General features: G+C 71.9%; 21 protein-coding genes. 9 read left to right on the top strand and 12 right to left on the bottom strand.

Annotated elements, in window-relative coordinates; translation table 11 throughout:
• Nucleotides 1-103 precede the first annotated feature (103 nt).
• Both DEJ33_RS17410 and DEJ33_RS00580 read right to left on the bottom strand, forming a co-directional pair.
• A complete protein-coding gene (locus DEJ33_RS17410; protein ID WP_146242495.1) occupies nucleotides 104-580 on the bottom strand; it encodes a hypothetical protein in 477 nt (158 codons plus the stop codon).
• A gap of 181 nt (nucleotides 581-761) precedes the next feature.
• Nucleotides 762-1664, bottom strand: a complete 903-nt coding sequence (locus DEJ33_RS00580; protein WP_111076988.1) for an alpha/beta hydrolase — start codon at nucleotides 1662-1664, stop codon at nucleotides 762-764.
• Nucleotides 1665-1722: 58 nt separating this feature from the next.
• On the opposite strand from DEJ33_RS00580, the gene DEJ33_RS00575 reads away from it, so the two are divergent.
• Nucleotides 1723-2193 (top strand): MarR family winged helix-turn-helix transcriptional regulator, encoded by a 471-nt coding sequence (locus DEJ33_RS00575; protein WP_111076987.1) that lies wholly within the window; start codon nucleotides 1723-1725, stop codon nucleotides 2191-2193.
• A 73-nt stretch (nucleotides 2194-2266) separates the two neighbouring features.
• On the opposite strand, the gene DEJ33_RS00570 is transcribed toward DEJ33_RS00575, so the two are convergent.
• From DEJ33_RS00570 to DEJ33_RS00550, 5 genes are all read right to left on the bottom strand, one after another.
• Nucleotides 2267-2848: a GNAT family N-acetyltransferase gene (locus tag DEJ33_RS00570; protein WP_111076986.1), complete on the bottom strand. Its 582-nt coding sequence runs from the start codon at nucleotides 2846-2848 to the stop codon at nucleotides 2267-2269.
• Entirely contained in the window at nucleotides 2814-3890 is a 1077-nt protein-coding gene (locus tag DEJ33_RS00565; protein ID WP_111194082.1) for a phosphotransferase, read from the bottom strand. The genes DEJ33_RS00570 and DEJ33_RS00565 overlap by 35 nt, the downstream gene beginning before the upstream one ends.
• A gap of 110 nt (nucleotides 3891-4000) precedes the next feature.
• The gene (locus tag DEJ33_RS00560; protein WP_111076984.1) at nucleotides 4001-4690 is read right to left on the bottom strand and encodes a hypothetical protein; all 690 of its coding nucleotides are present in this window, start codon (nucleotides 4688-4690) and stop codon (nucleotides 4001-4003) included.
• An 84-nt stretch (nucleotides 4691-4774) separates the two neighbouring features.
• Nucleotides 4775-5884, bottom strand: coding sequence for a Gfo/Idh/MocA family protein (locus DEJ33_RS00555; protein WP_111076983.1), 1110 nt, complete (start codon nucleotides 5882-5884; stop codon nucleotides 4775-4777).
• Complete coding sequence (locus DEJ33_RS00550) at nucleotides 5881-6681, bottom strand: sugar phosphate isomerase/epimerase (RefSeq protein WP_181432751.1); 801 nt, start codon at nucleotides 6679-6681, stop codon at nucleotides 5881-5883. Before DEJ33_RS00550 ends, DEJ33_RS00555 begins: the two co-directional genes overlap by 4 nt.
• A 155-nt stretch (nucleotides 6682-6836) precedes the next feature.
• On the opposite strand from DEJ33_RS00550, the gene DEJ33_RS00545 reads away from it, so the two are divergent.
• The 5 genes from DEJ33_RS00545 to DEJ33_RS00525 all read left to right on the top strand — a co-directional run bounded on the left by DEJ33_RS00545 (nucleotide 6837) and on the right by DEJ33_RS00525 (nucleotide 10724).
• Nucleotides 6837-8156, top strand: coding sequence for a carboxylesterase family protein (locus DEJ33_RS00545; RefSeq protein ID WP_111076982.1), 1320 nt, complete (start codon nucleotides 6837-6839; stop codon nucleotides 8154-8156).
• Between the two features lie 68 nt (nucleotides 8157-8224).
• Complete coding sequence (locus DEJ33_RS00540; RefSeq protein WP_146242494.1) at nucleotides 8225-8812, top strand: TetR/AcrR family transcriptional regulator; 588 nt, start codon at nucleotides 8225-8227, stop codon at nucleotides 8810-8812.
• Between the two features lie 54 nt (nucleotides 8813-8866).
• A complete protein-coding gene (locus DEJ33_RS17040; RefSeq protein WP_181436492.1) occupies nucleotides 8867-9202 on the top strand; it encodes a cold shock domain-containing protein in 336 nt (111 codons plus the stop codon).
• A gap of 145 nt (nucleotides 9203-9347) precedes the next feature.
• Nucleotides 9348-10184 (top strand): alpha/beta fold hydrolase, encoded by an 837-nt coding sequence (locus tag DEJ33_RS00530; RefSeq protein ID WP_111076980.1) that lies wholly within the window; start codon nucleotides 9348-9350, stop codon nucleotides 10182-10184.
• A gap of 216 nt (nucleotides 10185-10400) precedes the next feature.
• Nucleotides 10401-10724, top strand: coding sequence for a hypothetical protein (locus DEJ33_RS00525; protein ID WP_111076979.1), 324 nt, complete (start codon nucleotides 10401-10403; stop codon nucleotides 10722-10724).
• Nucleotides 10725-10734: 10 nt separating this feature from the next.
• On the opposite strand, the gene DEJ33_RS00520 is transcribed toward DEJ33_RS00525, so the two are convergent.
• From DEJ33_RS00520 to DEJ33_RS00510, 3 genes are all read right to left on the bottom strand, one after another.
• Nucleotides 10735-11577, bottom strand: coding sequence for an SDR family NAD(P)-dependent oxidoreductase (locus tag DEJ33_RS00520; RefSeq protein ID WP_111076978.1), 843 nt, complete (start codon nucleotides 11575-11577; stop codon nucleotides 10735-10737).
• Between the two features lie 109 nt (nucleotides 11578-11686).
• Nucleotides 11687-13300, bottom strand: a complete 1614-nt coding sequence (locus tag DEJ33_RS00515) for an ABC transporter permease (protein WP_111194081.1) — start codon at nucleotides 13298-13300, stop codon at nucleotides 11687-11689.
• Nucleotides 13301-13303: 3 nt separating this feature from the next.
• Nucleotides 13304-14074, bottom strand: a complete 771-nt coding sequence (locus DEJ33_RS00510) for an ABC transporter ATP-binding protein (RefSeq protein ID WP_111076976.1) — start codon at nucleotides 14072-14074, stop codon at nucleotides 13304-13306.
• A gap of 269 nt (nucleotides 14075-14343) precedes the next feature.
• On the opposite strand from DEJ33_RS00510, the gene DEJ33_RS00505 reads away from it, so the two are divergent.
• Nucleotides 14344-14784 (top strand): NUDIX hydrolase, encoded by a 441-nt coding sequence (locus DEJ33_RS00505; RefSeq protein WP_111076975.1) that lies wholly within the window; start codon nucleotides 14344-14346, stop codon nucleotides 14782-14784.
• Between the two features lie 22 nt (nucleotides 14785-14806).
• On the opposite strand, the gene DEJ33_RS00500 is transcribed toward DEJ33_RS00505, so the two are convergent.
• Nucleotides 14807-15598: an alpha/beta fold hydrolase gene (locus DEJ33_RS00500; protein ID WP_111076974.1), complete on the bottom strand. Its 792-nt coding sequence runs from the start codon at nucleotides 15596-15598 to the stop codon at nucleotides 14807-14809.
• Between the two features lie 54 nt (nucleotides 15599-15652).
• On the opposite strand from DEJ33_RS00500, the gene DEJ33_RS00495 reads away from it, so the two are divergent.
• Nucleotides 15653-16066 carry a MarR family winged helix-turn-helix transcriptional regulator gene (locus DEJ33_RS00495; protein WP_110902948.1) on the top strand — a complete coding sequence of 138 codons (414 nt, stop codon included), beginning with the start codon at nucleotides 15653-15655 and terminating at the stop codon, nucleotides 16064-16066.
• Here the strand turns inward: DEJ33_RS00495 and DEJ33_RS00490 are convergent.
• Nucleotides 16050-17378, bottom strand: a complete 1329-nt coding sequence (locus DEJ33_RS00490) for a PP2C family protein-serine/threonine phosphatase (RefSeq protein WP_146242493.1) — start codon at nucleotides 17376-17378, stop codon at nucleotides 16050-16052. The genes DEJ33_RS00495 and DEJ33_RS00490 overlap by 17 nt on opposite strands.
• Before the next feature lie 118 nt (nucleotides 17379-17496).
• Between DEJ33_RS00490 and DEJ33_RS00480 the strand changes: the two genes are divergently transcribed.
• Nucleotides 17497-18162, top strand: a complete 666-nt coding sequence (locus tag DEJ33_RS00480) for a nucleoside/nucleotide kinase family protein (RefSeq protein ID WP_258374631.1) — start codon at nucleotides 17497-17499, stop codon at nucleotides 18160-18162.
• The last annotated feature ends 22 nt before the right edge of the window (nucleotides 18163-18184 follow it).

Here is an 18184-nt window from a genome sequence, read left to right as displayed (position 1 = left end):
GGTGGTGGGGGGGGTCGGTTGCTGATTCGTCTGCCGAGGAGCGTGCAGCGCAAGATCGTGCGCTGATGGCGGTCCACATCCGGGCGCAGCTTCGCGCGTGGGTTCAGTACTCGAGCCGGGGCCACTCCTGCAGTCGAGGGAAGCGCGGACGTGGAGGCATCGGCTCGTCGTCTTCCATGAAGCGGAGCTCGGTGATCACCGTGATCTGATCCACTCCGTACGAGCGGTGTGCGACTCCGTCGCGCTCGTCGATGACCAGCGTCGTGCGTTGCGCGGGGTCGAGCTCGTGCTCGAACGTGAACAGCAGCCAGTGCTCGTTGATCCGCTGGACGAGCATCGGTGAGTAGCTCGCAGGTGATCCCCAGAGGAGGAGCAGCTCAGGAGTGAGCAGGCGAACGGGAGAGGCAACCGTGCCGCTGCGAGCGAAGCTGACTTCCGACGGCCCGTCAACGGTCTGGAGGACGCCCTCCTCGTAGCGGTCGCGGTGGGTGTGCCCCTCCCGGTCGAACGTCCAACTCTCATCACGCTCGTCAACGACCGCTTGGAACTGCCACGGGCGTTCGCGCCCGTCGCGTTGCATGCTCACGCCTCGCGCCAGTCGACGCCCTGGGAGCCGGAGCGCAGCAACCTCGGTACGGAGCGTCGGGACGTCAGCCTGGGTCAGGACGGTGTCGAAACGCACGTGACCAGTGTGGTTGGTCCTCGTCGGTTCGGGCGCTGGAGCAGTCTCGTCGGCCCGTCGGTCCCCGGACGTGGCCTCGTCAACTGATCCGAAGGCGCTGTCCGATGAACAGGGCTGCCCGGGCTATTGCTTCGTCGGCTTCGTCGATCAGCCCGACGAACGCGGGGAACACGTGGGGCACGCCGGCAACGACGTCGAGGATGACGTCCGTCTCGGCGGCGCGTGCCAGGTCGGCGAGTCGGACGGCGTCGTCGAGGAGGAGCTCGTTGGTCCCGACTTGCAGCAGCATCGGCGGGAACCCCCTGAGGTCGGCGTGCACCGCTGGAGCGAGCAGCGGCTGCTCCGGGTCTTGACCGTCGAGGTAGAGGGTGCCCGTGTGCTCCATCCCGGCGCGGGTGAAGAGCGGGTCGATGCCCTCCTTCGACGTCATCGACGCACCGGTACGCGTGTGGTCCAGCCCGGGCGAGAACGCGACGATCCCTGCAGGGACGGGGAGCCCGGCATCCCGGGCGGCGAGGGTCGTCGTCACCGCGAGGCCCCCTCCTGCGGAATCGCCCGCGAACACGATGCTCGCTGGGTCGACGTCGTGATCGAGCAGGTCGCGGTAGGCGGAAAGGCAGTCGTTGATGGCTGCCGGGAACGGGTGCTCCGGAGCGAGCCGGTAGTCGACCGAGACCGCTGGCACGCCTGTGCGTTCCACGAGGTGCGCGGTCAACGCCATCGCGGTCTCGGGGGAACCAAGCGAGAACGATCCACCGTGCAAGTACAAGATGATGCCGGGACGCGCGTCAGCGCTCGGTTCGACGCGGACAGCGCCTCGACCGCCGAGTTCGATCGGCGTTCGCGTGACGCCCTCGGGGACGGGGAACTGGCTCATGAAGCGCGCGAACCCCTGTCGCATCTGCTCGACTGGCACCGGCCCGCTGGCCTGCGGCGCTGCCCGAAGCATGTCGTTGAGTGCCTGTCGTTGTTCTCGGCTCATGGTGCTCCTCCCGCCGGGCGATTTGGTTGCCGCGGCATGCAACGGTAGACTGTATGCCGTGGCAACCGGAACGGCAAGCGATGATCTCGTGCAGCTCTTCGACGACCTGGTTCGAGCCGAGACGCGTCTCTACAACGCAGTGAGTGACACCCTGCGTCGCGAGCACGGCATCGTGGCTACGCAGTACGAGTTCCTCTGCTACTTCCGGGACCACCCTGCGTCGCGGATCGCAGACGTCGCCACGAACTTCGCTGCCGGAGTCGGGGCGATCAGCAAGGGGGTGGATCGACTCGCCGCGCGCGGCTGGGTCGATCGCCGACCGAATCCCACAGATGGGCGATCGGTGCTCGTCTCCTTGACTGACACAGGTGCCGCAATCGTCGCTGCGGCAGAGGTGACGTTCCGTCGCCGGCTCGCCGAACTCGTCGCCCCGTCTCTCGACGACGACCAAGTGAAGATCGTCGGTGCTCTGCTCAACACGCTCCGAGCCAGGTTGGGGAACGACCGGCTCGGCATGCCCGTCGGATGATGCAAGCCACGCAGCGCAGTGCAGCGAGTCCCGGGTCGGGTCCGACAGCGGAGTGCTACCCGCCACGTGGTGACTAGTTCTTCGCAGGAGGTGAGGACGCTCCTCGCCTCTCGTGGAGCTTTTTGCGGTACGCCCGCTGACGACATCCTGTAGACGATCGGCTACGGACGTCTGGCTCGCAGGGGCGAAGGTCGAGCGTCCAGGTGACGAATGGCTTCCCGGTGACGCCTGCTCTGATCTGTTCGGTCGGTTGCCAGCCTCGGTGCTCGTAGAAGCGCTTTGCCCGGTCGTTCCCGTCCCAGACCTCGAGTTCAGCGGTACCCGATGAAACGACGTCGACGAAGCGCTGGTACAGCGCACTACCGACCCCTGAACCGAACCGATCAGGGTCGACGTAGAGACTTGACAGTTCGGCAGGCAGATCGTCCCGCTCCGGGAGGTGGCCCGCGATGAAACCCACGAGGTCCTCATGCAGCACCGCGACGGCGCACCAGGTGTCAGCCCTGGTCAACGTGTCGAGCCACATCGGGTACCGATCACGAGCCGCATCGACCGGGTCGAGGGCATCCCCGTAGTAGGCCTCGCGTGATCGTTTGTGCACCCGCGCGATCTGTAGAGCATCAGCAGGAGCCGCGGCGCGGATCTCGAGTGTCATCTTCGTGGTCGCATTTTCGCTGGTGGCGAGGCGGGAAGACCACCGGCACCGTTGATCGGTAACTGCCGGCCGACGAGCCGTCGGCGGTCTCGAATTGCTCGACTGCCGCTCGACCCCACCCCGTGGGGTCGTCGCCGGGAGGCACGAGTGCCAGCGAATACCAGAGCACGAGTACCGGCCACCAGTGCAGTTCCTCGTCCGTGAGGGCTCGGACCGTCTGGTAGCCGTCCAGGAACTGCTGCCGAACGGACACGGGAACAGGTCCCCAGTCCCGGAAGAGCGTGCCGAGCATGACCGCGGAGCGAGCGAGCTCGACGATTCGATGGTCGAGTCGGAGCTCCTCGAAATCGAGGACGCCGACGACCGCGGTGCCGACGCACAAGATGTTGGCGGCGCGGTAGTCGCCGTGCACGATCTGGAGAGGCGGGAGATCCGCAGGCGCTCGTTCGAGCACCCGCCAGAGTACGTCGCGGGCCTTCGGAGACAGCGCTGACGGCTCGGTAGCGACCCAGCCCGCGATCTGCTCTGTGAGCGGTGCCGGCGCGGACAGCACCCCGGGGCGCGCGTCGTGCAAGGGACACGAGCGCAGCGCGTCGTGTAGTCGAGCGAGCGTCGCCCCCGCTGCACGGACCTGATCGGTGTCCTCGACATCGAGGTGTGCTCCGTCGATGACGCGTTGTAGACCCAGCGAGATGCCGTCGTCCGTCACCTGAACCTCACCCGCGAGGGTCGGTACCGGCGTCGACACGGGCAGTCCCTGTGCTCCGAGCCAAGCAGTGAGGTCGGCGGCGAACGCGAGTCGCTCGAACCGGTCGGGAGCGACCGACCACTTCACCAGGAGGCGTTCGTCCCCTCCACGAACCCATGCGAGGGCGTTGCTGTCGCTCATCACCATCCGCTCCGGTGGCCCGACACGAACACCCCAGTGATGCTCGACCGTCGACCTGACCCAATCGCCCACCGCCTCGGCGTCCGCGAAGCCGAAACGGTTCCGGAGCACGTCGGTCGGATCGTCCTGCTCCCACAACATCTCGATCGTCATCGATCCCCCTGCATCACGAGACGAGCGCCGAGCCCGACACCCCGCCCGATCTTGCCCCGCCTCACAGGCCCTGTCGACAGGCTCCACACAGAGGTCCGTGGAGCGCGGGGTCAGTCACCGGGGAGACCGACCTTCGAACCGCGTGGGTCGACGTTCCGACGCGGCGGTGCCGCGACGACCGGGGCCGGCTCGAGCGCGAGGGCGCGGCGGCGTGCGGCGTCGGACCGCCCGATGCCCGTCACCGCCGCGATGAAGGTGGCCGACTGCAGCAGCATGAGCATCGGCGGCCAGAACAACACGAGCGGGGAGTCGAGCGTGCCGAGGCCGGAGAGCAGCGCTCCCGCCCAGACGAGTGCCCAGGTGATCGGCAGCAGGACGAACCGCGCCGCGAGGGCTACGGAGGGTCCGAGGGAGCGCTCGGCCCGAGCGAGGACCTCGTCGCGGTCCTCCGGGAGCATCGCCGGGGGACGCGCGGCGAACTGCCGGTCGATGCGCTCGCCGCGGCGCCAGTCGCCCGCTCCGGTGCCGGTGCCCCGGAGGTCGAGATCCCGACGGTGGACCCGGAGGAACACCCCGACGAAGCAGCCGAGTGCGGCCGCGAAACAGACGATGGCCAGGAGGCGCAGGGGCCACGCCCCGTCGAGGGTGCCCCAGAGCAGGTCGGCGATGACCATGACCGTGCCCGAGACGACGGCTACCGTGCCGGTCACGACGGTCCGGCGTCGGAGGCGCGCCAGGTCGAGGAACTCCGACCGGCGCGAACGGGCGATGCGCCAACCAGTTGAGAACGCGTTGCCCATGCCGTCATCCTGCTCCCTCGCCGGGGAACACGGAACGGCCGGCCCTCGCCGAGGGCCGGCCGTTCCGGTGGTGGAGCTGTCGGGCTACTCGCCGGCAGTCAGGACGGCGGCGGCCGGGTCGAAGTCCTCCGGGAGCGGCGGGACCGCGTCGACGGACGACGCGATCTCGACGGCGGAACCCGATTCGGCCGCGTCGCGGATGCCGAGCAGCACGTCCAGGACGTGCAGGGCCAGGGCACCGGAGGCGCGCTCCGGTCGGTCCTCGGCGATGGCTCGCGCGAGCTCCACGACCCCGGTACCACGGCCCCAGGTGGAGCCGACGGCGGGCAGGGTCTCGGCCTCGTCCTGGCCGAAGCGCCAGAGGGTCGACTCACCCTCGAACGTGTTCGGGTCCGGCAGCGAGATCGTGCCGAGCGTGCCGTTGATCTCCACGAAGCCCTGGCGTGGCAGCGCGTGCTGGAACGAGAACGTCGACTGGGCGGACTGCCCGCCGGCGAACTCGATGAGCGCGGCGTGGTGCGTCGGGACCTCGACCGGGAAGGTCTCCCCGGCACGGTCACCTGACGCGATGGTGCGACGGTCGAGCGACTTCGACGAGACGGCCTGCACACGGCTGGCGGTTCCGAAGGCGTGCACGAGCGTGGTGACGTAGTACGGGCCCATGTCGAACAGGGGACCGGCACCGGTGGCGAACAGGAAGTCCGGGTTCGGGTGCCACGCCTCGGGTCCGGGCACGTGGAACAGGGTTGTCGCGGTCAGCGGCTCGCCGATGTCCCCGCGGGCGATTGCCCGCAGCGCCGTCTGGATGCCCGCGCCGAGCACGGTGTCCGGAGCGGTCGCGACCCGGAGGCCCTTCGCCTGCGCCGACGCGAGCACGGCCGCGGCCGAGTCGTGGTCGGTGGCGATCGGCTTCTCGCTCCACACGTGCTTGCCGGCGTCGATGATCTGCTGGTCGACCTCGGCGTGCACGGCCGGGATCGTCAGGTTGATCACGATCTGGACGTCGTCACGAGCCAGCAGCTCGTCGACGCTGCCGGAACCGGCGACGCCGTACCGTTCCGCCTGCGCGGCGGCCCGGTCGAGCAGCACGTCGGCGACGAAGCGGACCTCGACGTCGGCGAACTGCGTCAGGTTCTCGAGGTACTGCGTCGAGATGTTCCCCGCGCCGATGATGCCGATGCCGAAGCGGCTCACTTGTCGTTGTCCTGGAGCCAGGTGAGGGACTCGGTGATGCCCTCGAAGACGTCGCCCTTGTACGCGTCGAACTCGACGACGCGGATGGCCTGCGGCGCTGCGGCGAGGATGCCCGCGACGTCGACGTCGCCCTGGCCGGCCGGGGTCTGGTTCTCGAACGCGCGCTGGAGCGCCTCCGGCACGATGAGCGCGCTCTCGGACGAGGGCAGCGCGGTGCGGATGTCGCCGTCGACCTTGCCGTCCTTGACGTGGATCGCGACGACGCGCTCGCCGAGGCCGCGGAGCACGGCGGCGGCGTCGGCGCCACCGACGGTCGCCCAGAAGGTGTCGACCTCGAGGACGGTCTCCGGCGCGAGCTGCTCGACGAACAGGTCGTAGACGGTGCGGCCGCCGACCTTGTTCGTGAACTCCCACTGGTGGTTGTGGTAGCCGAACGCCAGGCCGCGGGCGGTGGCCTCGGCGGTGAGCACGTTGACGCGCTCGGCGATCTTCTTCACGTCGTCGGCGGTCTGCCAGCGGTCGGTCGGGATGAACGGGTCGATGACGGTGTGGATGCCGAGGCGCTCCGCCGCGTCCCAGATCGGGGCGGTGTCGTCGGCGTCGATCACGGCGACGTGGCCGGACGGGGCTTTCAGGCCGGTGGCGGCGAAGGCGCGCTCGAGGTCGGCGGCACGTTCGACGAACGCGTAGGGCTCGACGTTCTCGTAGCCGATCTCCCGGACCCGGGCGATGGCCTGGTCGAGGTCTTCGGCGATCGCGTCGCGCAGTGAGTACAGCTGCACAGAGGTGGTGGGCATTGCAGAGGCTCCTTCGATCCTGACGTGGTGTGCGGCCGACGGAGACACTGCTCCACGGCGAGACGATCCGACGCTACCGCAGAAACCACCCGCTGTGTGGTTTTCGTTTCCCGATGACGTGATCCGCGTCGGGCGGACCGTCGTACGGTTGCCTGATGACCGCCGCGCCGACCCGCACCTTCACCACCCCCGTCGGCCGGATCGTCGGCCACCGCGACGGCGGGGTGGTCCGCGCGCTCGGCATCCCCTACGCCCGCGCCGAGCGGTTCGGGCGACCGCAGCCGGTCCCGCCGTTCACGTCGGACTTCGTCGCCGACACCCCCGCGCCGGTGCCGCCGCAGCCAGCGACGCCCGTCCTCGAGGAGCTCATCCACCCGATCGAGGCCGAGGTCTCCGAGGACTGCCAGGCCCTCTCGGTGACCGTGCCCGCGGACCTCGGCGAGGACGAACAGCTGCCCGTGATGGTGTGGATCCACGGCGGGTCGTACGTCGTCGGCGGCGGGGACATCCCGATCCACGACCCCCGGGCGCTCGCCGAGGAGCAGCGGGTCGTCGTCGTGGCCGTCACCTACCGGCTCGGCGTGCTCGGGTTCCTCGGCGACGGGGTACGTGTCCCGGCGAACCTCGGACTGCTCGACCTGGTCGAGGCGCTGCGGTGGGTGCACGCGAACATCGCGGGGTTCGGCGGGGACCCGGACCGCATCACCCTGTTCGGGCAGTCGGCCGGCGGTGACGCGATCGCACACCTCATGGTGGCCGAGGGCACGACCGGGCTGTTCCAGCGGGCCATCGTGCAGAGCGCACCGCTCGGGCTCTCGCGCCGTCGGGCCCGGATGAACCGGGCCATGCTCCGCGCGGTCGGCACCGTCGCACCGGACACCGCGTTGCCGGACGTGCTCACGCTGCAGGCGGCGGCCGAGAGGGTGGCGCTGCCGTACGGGCTGCGCGGCGGGATGCCGTTCGGCACGCAGTACGGGCACGCGCCGCTGCCCGCCGAACGCGATCTGCCGGACGCCTGGCGTCGGGCGGCCCCGCACGTCGAGGTGCTCATCGGGTCCGCGACCGACGAGGCCGCTCTCTACGTCCCGATGATCCCCGGGCTGCCGGCCATCGCCCGCACCCGGGTCGGACGAGCCCTGCTCCGCTGGTGGCTCGTCCGCCCGCTCAGCGAGGTCATCTACGGCCGGGACGCCCGGGCCTTCGCTGCCCGACACCGCGCCGCGGGCGGTCGGGCCGTGGTCTACCGGCTGCACCGCGGGGTGACCGTCCGGCCGACCGGGGCAGTGCACATGAGCGACGTGCCACTGCTGCTCGGCGACCGGGCGGCATGGGCCGGCAGCCGGTTCGTTCCGGAACAGGACTGGGCGGCCGTCGAGCGCCGCGGGCCGGGGCACCGCGCGATCTGGGCGGAGTTCGCGCGCTCCGGCAGGGTCACCGCAGCCGACGACGAGACGCTGACGTTCGACCGCGGCTGAGCGCGATCCGTCCGCGCCCCTCGAACTGGCGGTCGCGCGACCGCCGTCCGGACCGGATGATCGTCCTCATGCCCGCGCCCGATGCCGATCTCCGTCCCCGCATCGTCCAGGCCGCGATCGAGGCCTTCCGGCGCTCGGACTTCCACGCCGTCGGGCCCGCCGAGGTCGCCGCGCTCGCCGACCTCACCGCCGATGACGTCACGGCTGCCTACCCGGTGTGGGAGCTGCTCGTCGTCGCCGTGATGAACCGCTGGAACAACGGCGACCGGGCGGCCCTGTGGCCAATCGCCGAGCAGCACGGCGCTGCCGCGTACCTCCGCGCCCGCCTGGAGTCCGGCCTGGCCGATCCCGGGCTCGTGCGCATCCGGATCGCCACGCTCAGCGCAGCCTCGGCGCCGACACACCCCGCCGCCGGGTGGTTCCGCAACCAGTACGTCCACGAGTTCGAGGACATCACCCTCGCCCTCGTGCGGGACGTCGTCGCCGGTCGCGAGCCGCACGGGACGTCGCCCCGGCACGCGGCGGAGCAGCTGGTCGCGCTCTACGAGGGGTTGCAGGTGCAGTCGCTGATGCGGGACGACAACGACCTGCTCTCCGGATGGGACCGGGCCGTCGCCCGGATGCGCGCCGGGTGGGGTGCGGTCGCGCTCGTCTGAACGACCGGCGGAGGCCTCCTGGACCCCGCCGTCTGCGGCGCGCATGATGGCCCGATGACCACGACGACCGCCGGGACGGTGCGCAGCTGGAGTGCCGACGAGGGGTGGGGAGTCGTCGACCTGGACCCGGTCGTCGGAGGTGGTCCGGGCCTCCCGGCCGTGCGCGACGTCTGGGCGCACTTCAGCGCGGTCGTGGGGCGTGACTTCGCCTCCCTCGTTCCGGGCGAGCGGGTGACCGTGGACTGGGAGGACGTCCCGCATCCTCCGTACGGCGGGCAGGCGAGCGCGGTCACCGTGGCGGACGGTGCGGCGACGGGATCGGGCACGCCCCCTCCGGGTGTGTCCGGCAGTTCCCTGACGATCGAGTGGGACGACGGCTCCAGGAGCTGACGTGGCGTCACCACCGCGGACGGACACCGGGTCGGTCGTCGCACGCGTCGTCCTGGTTCCGTGCTGGTGACGAGTGTGTGAACTCCTGTCCGGGAGGCCGTCGATCTGCGAGTATCCGACGAACGACCACAGGAGGGCAACGCACATGGGGTACATCACCACCGACGACGGAGCAGAGATCTCCTTCAAGGACTGGGGGGACCCCGGCGCGCAGCCGATCGTGTTCCACCACGGCTGGCCGCTGTCCTCGGACGACTGGGACGCGCAGATGCTCTACTTCCTGGCCGAGGGGTACCGCGTGGTCGCGAGCGACCGGCGGGGTCACGGCCGCTCGTCGCAGATCGGCACCGGCCACGACATGGACCACTACGCCAGCGACGTGTCCGCCGTCGTCGAGCACCTCGACCTGCACGACGCGATCCACATCGGCCACTCCACCGGTGGCGGCCAGGTCGCTCGGTACGTCGCCCGGTACGGCCAGCCGCAGGGGCGGGTCGCGAAGGCGGTCCTCGTCTCCGCCGTGCCGCCGCTGATGCTCAAGACGGAGTCGAATCCGGAGGGCACCGACATCTCGGTGTTCGACGGGTTCCGTGCGGCGCTCGCCGCGAACCGTGCCGAGTTCTTCCAGGCGGTGGCCTCCGGCCCGTTCTACGGCTTCAACCGTGACGGCGTGACGCCGTCTGAGCCCGTCATCGCCAACTGGTGGCGCCAGGGCATGACGGGCAGCGCGCTCGCCCACCTCGAGGGCATCAAGGCGTTCTCGGAGACCGACCAGACCGAGGACCTGCGGGCGATCACCGTGCCGGTCCTGGTCCTGCAGGGCGACGACGACCAGGTCGTCCCGTACGAGGACGCGGCCCTGAAGCAGGCCGAGCTCCTCAGCGACGCGACGCTGAAGATCTACGAGGGGTACCCGCACGGCATGCTGACCACGCACGCGGACGTCATCAACCCCGACATCCTCGCGTTCATCCGGAGCTGACGCTGCGGACGCTGCGTCCGCAGCCGACGGACGGGAGGCGCGGTGCCGGTGGGCCGACGAGCTCACCGGTGACGCGCCTCCCGTCCGTCGCCCCTCGGCGTGCTGCCCGGAGCGTGGCAGGGTTGCGTCATGCAGGAGTGGGGGAGCGGGAGTCCGGTACCGGTGTGGGGTCGACCGCCGACAGGACCGATGCGCCGTCGCGGGTCAGCCTGGGCGGTGGCCGGCCTCGTCGTCGGAGCGACCGGGTTCGCGGCAGCGCTGATCGGTGCCGTGCTGGGGGTGGCCGCGCTGTTGGGCAGCGGGCTCGTCTACGCCGCGAGTCAGGGTGAGGCAGGACACGGGAGACTGTTCCGGGAGATCACCCGGATCGGCGACGTCTTCGTCGTCATCCCGTTGGCAGTGATCGCCGTGGTGTGCACGGTCGTCGCGTGGCACCGGACCCGTGGGCCGGACCGGTCACGCGTGACGACCATCGTCGCGACCGTCCTGACGTCGTGCCTGCTCCTGCTGTCGCTGGTCACCGCCCTGTTCATCCTCTGAACGGTCCGGGTCAGACCAGCTGATCGACCAGGGCCTCGCTCGCTGCCCACGAACGCTCGGCGTTCGCGGTGCTGATCGTCGGCGGCAGGGCGACCGTCCGTCCGCGGTCGTCGACCATCCCTCCGGCCGGCCCGAGGTCTGCGGTCCGTGACGCGAGGTGGTCCGCGACCGGGCAGGTGGAGCCGGCGAACCGGTTCGCGACGCTGCCGACGAGCCGCAACGGCAGCGCCTGTCGACCGAGCAGGTCGGACTTGATCAGACCGGGGTGGAAGACCGCGGCGCTGATGCCGGTCTCGGTCTCCGCGAGGTGCCGTGACAGGAGCAGCTTCCACGCGACCGCCTGCGTCAGGACCCGTACCCCGGAGGCGTTCGCGTCCACGCCGTCCACCGCGAACTCCTCGAGACGCCGGACGAGTGCCGGCGCCACACCGACCGTGAGGACGCGTGCGGCCGGAGCGCCGCGGAGCAGTGGCAACGCGGCCCGCGTCAGGAGGTGGTGGGTCAGGTAGTTGGTCGCGAAGCTCCGGGGGATCCCGGGCCGCAGGTCACCGCGCTCACCGACTGCTCCCGTGGCGTTCACGAGCACGTCGAGCGTGCCGGCAGTGTCACGGAGGTCGTCCACCAGGCGAGCCACCGAGGCGGGGGACGTGAGGTCGACGACGCGCGAGTCGACGTCGGCGCCCGGCGCTGCCTGCTGCACGGCCCGCACCGCGTTGCGTCCGCGGTCGCCGTCTCGCGAGAGCAGCACGGTGCGGGCACCCAGGCGGGCGAGCCCCTTCGCGACGGCGAGCCCCACACCGGACGAGCCGCCCGAGACGAGGACGGTCTTGCCCTCCATGCGCTGTGTTTCCATGACGACCTCCGGTTGATGACACGACGTGTCGTCAACCTAGCACCGGGGTGGGGCGGGCTCCACCCCGCAGCGCCCACCCTGTGCGGCCAGCCCCCTGTGCGGCCCGTCGTCACCGTCCGCGCACGAGCCGCGCCACACCCGGCAGGACCCCGAGCACCGCGACGATGACGGCAGCGGCTGAGAAGCCGGCCCACGCCCCGACGTCGAACCCCGAGGACGGCGCCCCGGCGAGTCCCTGTCCGACCCCGACCAGCGCCGGAACCACCGCGACCGTGCCGATCACCACGGCTGCGACCGCCGTGAACGCCGTCTCGACCCCCGCCATCCGCAGCAGTTGCGAGCGCGTCGCGCCGGTCCGCTGCAGCAGTCCGAACTCGCCGCGACGCCCCCGCATCGCGGTGAGCAGGGTGTTCCCCGCCGCGGCCGCCACGAAGGCGAGCAACGCGATGACGAGCACCAGGGACAGCCGCCGGTCGCCGTCTCCGGACCGCAGCACGCTCGCGGCGTACCCGTCGGCGGTGGTGACGCGCAGGTCCAGGGCGATGAGGGCCTCCCGGACGGCCGCACGGTCACCCGGACGAGCGCCGACCAGCAGCGTGTCGACGGGTCCGGCCGACCGGTCGCGGACCAGCACGTCCCCGAACGCCAGCCCCCGGTCGTGGACCGCGACGACGCGTGCAGAGGTGGCCGGGCCGTTCCCGGACCGCAGCTGGATCGTGTCGCCGAGGCCGGTGGGCGTCAGCGCGACCAGGTCGCTGCTCACCGCGACGGTGCCGGGGGCGTCGAGCGCGGCGAGGGACCCGGACCGGACGTCGGGGTCGACCGAGCGGGTGTCCGCGGACAGGCCGCGGACGACGGTCGGTTCCCACTCCAGGCCGCCGAGGCCGCCGAGGTCCTCGTCGGGCTCCTCGACCTGCACGGATCCGGCACGGTCGCGCATCGTCGTGGTCGCACGGACTCCCGGGACGGCGAGCCCGCGACGGGCCGCCCACTGCACCAGGAGCGGTCCGGCGAGGGCCGCGGCGACGACGAGCACGATCGCCGAGGTGGCACCGGCGGCGCTGCCGACGAGGCCCGGGGTGAAGAAGGGGGTGGCGGCGATGCCGAGTCCGGCGAGGGCGGTCACCCCGGCGGCGATCCGGCGACCGGTGGACAGCGTCGGGACGTCGGTCGTGCTGGCGCGGACGGCGTCCGTCGGACTCGGACGGGTCGCGGCCCGGGCGGCCATCGCCGCTGCGAGGAGCCCCGTCGGGACGAGGACGACCAGCGTGCCGAGCAGCGGCACGACGCTCGCCGTCAGGGTGAAGCCCGCCGGGACGATGTCGCTCGCCCGCAGCAGCGGTGTGACCGAGGCGGCAGCGAACGTGCCGACCACCGCGCCGAGCGGCGCGACGAGTGCGAGCAACAGCAGCACCTCGGTCCGGACCGTTCCGCGGATCTGCGCGGCGGTGGCGCCGACCGCGCGGAGCAGCGCGAACTCGCGGCGGCGCTCGCGGAGGACCCCGGCGAAGACGTTGGCCACCATGAACACGGTGATGAGGAGCAGCGTGCCCGCGAACGAGCCGGCGACGCTGGACAGGAACGGCAGTTCGGGGTGGCGGACCCCGGCCTCGAGCCAGGCGGTGGTGATGCCGAGGAGCACGGCTGCCAGGGCCACGACGATCCCGGCACCGAGCACCGCGGCGCGGTTGACGACGAGCAGGGAGCGCAGAGCGACGCGCACGGCTCAGCGCCCCAGACCGAGGACGCGGGCGGTGACGGACTCGAGCGTCGGGGCGACCAGCTCGTCGCGCACCCGGCCGTCCGCCAGGAACACGACCCGGTCGGCGTAGGTGGCCGCGCGGGGGTCGTGGGTGACGAGCACCAGGGTCTGCCCGAGGGACCGCACCGCGTGCTGCAGCAGCTGCAGGATCCGGTCCGCGGTCGCGGTGTCCAGTGCCCCTGTGGGCTCGTCGGCGAACACCACGTCCGGCCCGGCGACGAGCGCGCGGGCGATCGCGACCCGCTGCGCCTGGCCGCCGGAGAGCTCGCCCGGCAGCCGGTCGGCCATGCCCTCGAGCCCCACGGCGTGCAGCAGTCCGGCCACGCGGTGGTCGTCCTCGCGGACCCCGGCCAGGGTCAGGGGCAGCCGGACGTTCTCGCCGACGGTCAGGTGCGGCACCAGGTTGTAGCCCTGGAAGACGAAGCCGACGTGGTCGCGGCGGAACCGGGTCACCGCGTCCGGGGAGAGCGTGCCGAGGTCGACGCCGCCGATGACGACCCGGCCGCTGGTGGGGGTGTCGAGTCCGGCGGCGCAGTTGAGGAAGGTCGACTTGCCGGAGCCCGACGCTCCCATCACGGCGGTGAAGCTGCCGGCGGCGACGTCGAGGCTCACGCCGTCGAGCGCGTGGACCGTCGACGGGCCGTTGGGGTACGTCTTGGTGACGTGGTCGAGGTGCACGGCGGTGCCGCTCGGGCGGGCGGCGGTTCCGGGCTCGGGGTGGAGGGCTGTGGACACGGGGGACTCCTCGATGTGCGGTGCGCGGGTTCGCACGACACCGTCAACGCTAGGAATCCGGGCCCGCCCGCCCCAGGGCCGAACGGTGGGACCGTCGGAGTTGCGTCCTTCGATGCAGGCCGCGCCGGATGCAGGCCGGCAGACCCGGCAGACCCGGCAGACCCGGCAGACCCGGCAGACCCGGCAGACCCGTCGGGTCGGCAGACCGGCCGGACGGGAGGCACGGCGCGGCGTTCCGGCATCGGCCCGGTCCCTGGGATGGTCGGCACATGGAGTACACCGACTACGACACCCGGCTGGCGTCCTACGCCGTCATCACCGACGGGGACCGGGTGCTGCTCGCCCGGTTGAGCTGGCCGGACGCCGGGCTCTGGACGTTGCCGGGCGGCGGGGTGGAGCTCGACGAGACCGTCGAGGAGGGTGCGGTCCGCGAGGTGCTCGAGGAGACCGGGTACGACGTGGTCGTCGAGGAGCTGCTCGGGGTGCGCTCCCACGTCGTCCCGCCCGAGCGTCGCAAGACCCGGAACGGCCGACCGATGAAGGCCGTGCAGGTGGTGCACCGAGCCCGGGTCGTCGGGGGAGCGCTGCGCCACGAGGCCGAGGGGACGACGGACCTGGCGGCATGGGTGCCGATCGCCGGACTCGGGTCGCACCGCCACGGGCTGCTCGTGGCGCAGGCACTGCGGTGGGCGGGCGTCACGGCGGGGTGAGCCGCGCCTCCCGGCCGCCTCGTCAGTGCTGACCCGGTCGGTGCTGCGCGACGAACGGGTCGAGCACGGCCCAGGTGGCTTCGGGCGCCTCGAGGTGCGGCAGGTGTCCGGCTGCGGGGACCTCGGCGAACGCGGCACCGGGGACGGCTGCTGCGACCGCGCGTCCGTGGCCGACGGTGACGACGCGGTCGCTCGCGCCCGAGACGACGAGGGTCGGCGCCTCCACGGACGCCAGGCGCTCCAGCAGGGTCGGGTCGCTCATCCCCCGACCGGCGAGGACCGCCATGGTCTGCCCGTTCGACCGCAGGACGGCGCGCTGCTCCTCGGTCGCGAGGGCCGGATCCTGGTACCCGCGCTCGGGGTCGTGCCAGGCGACCTCGGCGAGTCCGCGGGCGTCGAGCGCGAAGAAGTCCGCGATCGGTTCGCCCTCGACGACGACCCCGACGGTGTCGATGACGACCACACTGCCGAGCACACCGGCGGAGCGCTCGTCCGCCGCGGCCTGCACGGCCATCTCGAGGGCGATCCACCCGCCGATCGACGACCCGACGACGAGCACGTCGCGCTCACCGTGGTCACGGAGCCGGGTCAGGTACGCCGAGGCCAGGTCGGCGATCGTCGCGATCGACTCCGGTCGGTCGGTGCCGTCCCAGCCCGGGTGGGTCGGGGCGTGGACGGACCGGGAGGCAGCGAGGTGTCCGACGATCGGGGCGACTGTCCGGGGTCCACCACCACCGTGCAGCACGAGGGCGGTCGGTGCGGTGGGGTCGCCCGCGCGGAGGACGGGCAGGTCGTCGGGGAGGGTGTTCGGCATGGTCGTGGCTCCTGAATCAACATGTTGATCTAAACGTGTTGATACCGTAGCACCATGACGACGGACCTCGAACGGCTCGGGCAGGCCATCAAGCGGGCGCAGTACCGGAACCACCGCACGATGGACCTCGCCCTCCACGACGTCGGGGTGACCCTGGTGCAGTGGGACGCCCTGCGCGCCGTCGACCGGATGCCGGGTGCGTCCGGCCACGACCTGGCCGTCGCCACGTTCCAGAGCGACCAGGCGTTCGGCACCCTCGCGGCGCGACTGGTGGAGCGCGGACTCATCGAACGGTCGGCCGGTCGGGGGCGTCGGCTCGTGCACACCCTCACCGACACCGGTCGCGAGGCACTCGACGACGGGCACCGTGTGGCCGCCCGGGTGCTCGACGAGCTGTTCGCTCCGCTCGACGAACCGGGTCGTGCGGCGCTGATGGCCGCCCTGACCACCCTCACCGAGGGGGAGTGACCGCCGCTCCCGGCTCCGGGTCGTAGCGGACCGCCAGCACCGTGACGTCGTCCGCGTGGTGCCCGGCGCGGCCGAGCTCCTCCAGACGGGAGACCAGGCGTTCCGGGTCCGGCTCGGTCACGGCGAACGCCTCGAAGCGGTCGAGTGCGTCCAGTCCGTCGCCGAACAGGTCCAGGACGCCGTCGCTGACGACGAGGACCACGTCCCCACGGCCGAGCAGCGTCTCCTGCGTCGTCCAGCTCGTCCCGACCCCGATCGGGGTGTCCGTGCTCCGCAGCCACTCGTGGCCACCCTCGGCGCGGAGCACCAGGGCCAGTCCGTGCCCGGCGTCGACCCACCGGGCGACCCCGTCGACGTCCAGGTGCATGTGGAAGCACGTGGTGAACTGCTCGGTCGCCGGCGCGTCCAGCCCCACGTCCAGGCCGGTCGCGGTCCGGCTCACCGCTTCGTCCGGTGCACCCACCCGCACCGACGACCGGAGGACCGACCGCACCACCGCGGCGATCATGCCCGCGCCGACGCCCTTGCCCATCACGTCCCCGAGGGTGAAGGCAGCGCCGCCGGCGGTGGGGAACCAGTCGTAGAAGTCACCACCCACCGAGCGGGTCGGCAGGCACACGGCCCGGACCGTGAAGGCCGTCGGGAGGTCCGCCGTCGAGACGGGCAGCAGGGAACGCTGGACGAGGGCCGCCTGGGAGATCTCGGCCTCGGCCTGTCGCCGCAGCTCCTGGACGGTGTGCAGACGGACCGCACCCTGGCGGGCGAGCTCGTTGGTGACGCCCGCGACGGCGGTGAAGACGACCAGCACGACGACGAGCCGGACGGCCTCGCTCGCGACCAGGTCGGCGTGCCCGAGGAGCATCGGCACCAGGAAGGTCGCAACCGTCCCGACCAGGGGGTAGAGCACGTTCTGCCGGCCCGGCCGCGCGGCGATCCAGATCACCGGCAGCAGGACCGCTGCGAGGAACGGGGACCGCGAGTCACCCGTGCCGAAGCGCAGCAGGCCGATGGCGACGAAGTCGAGCGCCGGCACCAGGAGCTCGAACCGCATCAGCGACGGTCGGGCCACGAGCAGTCCGGTGAACGCCAGGCCGAGGACCGCCAGTGCCGTCCCCGTCCACATGCTCGTCGCGTTCGTGACCGTCAGCCAGGGCAGCAACACGCTGCACACCGCGGCGAGGAGCGACACCACGACGATCACCGCCTGGTTGGTCACCGGGGTCGTCCTCGCCCCGGTCCGCCCGGGGGCGGAGCCCGCTCGGTCGGTCGCGGTGCCCGGGACGACGGTCCGACCGGAAGGCGTCTTCGTCATCAGGACCTGACGCTACCGGCAGCAGGGGCGCGGGGGAACGCGCCCGTTCGTGGGTCAGAGGCGGCCGGCTCGGCTGCCACGTGCGGCCGGCCGGAGGACGATGCAGGAGGATGGGGGCGTGAGCACGCCGGAGACCCTGTCCGCCGACCAGGCCGTCGCACGCGCGGTGGCGCTCGCCGCAGCCGGTGGCCGGAGCGTGCTCGGCATCGCGGGCGCCCCCGGTGCGGGCAAGTCGACGCTCGCCCGACGCGTGGTCACCGCGGTCACCGAGCAGCTGGGTGCGGGCGTCGCCGTGCAGGTCCCGATGGACGGCTTCCACCTGGCGAACGCCGCACTCGACGCCCTCGGCCGACACGACCGCAAGGGCGCGATCGACACCTTCGACGCGGCCGGGTACGTCGCGCTGGTCCGACGGCTGACCGGGGGCACGGGCACCGACAGCACCGACCGCACCGACACGATCTGGGCCCCGGACTTCGACCGCCGTGTCGACGAGCCCGTCGCCGGCAGCATCGCCGTCCCACCGGAGACCGCGCTCGTCGTCTCCGAGGGCAACTACCTGCTCGACCAGAGCACGCCCTGGTGCGAGCTGCCGGGGCTCTTCACCGAGACCTGGGCCTGCGTGGCCGACGACGACGTCCGCGTCGACCGCCTCGTCGGTCGACACATGCGCCACGGCCGAGACCACGGGTCCGCCCGGGCCTGGGCTGTGGAGGTGGACGGCGTCAACGCCGCACGGGTCGCAGCGGACCTGCACCGGGCCGCCGTCCTGGTCCGGACGTAGCGTCAGACCACGCCCACCACCG

The organism is Curtobacterium sp. MCPF17_047 (assembly GCF_003234045.1).
Lineage (GTDB): Bacteria > Actinomycetota > Actinomycetes > Actinomycetales > Microbacteriaceae > Curtobacterium.
The sequence above is the reverse complement of the archived record's forward strand: the minus strand, read 5'-3'. Positions and strand labels throughout refer to the sequence as shown.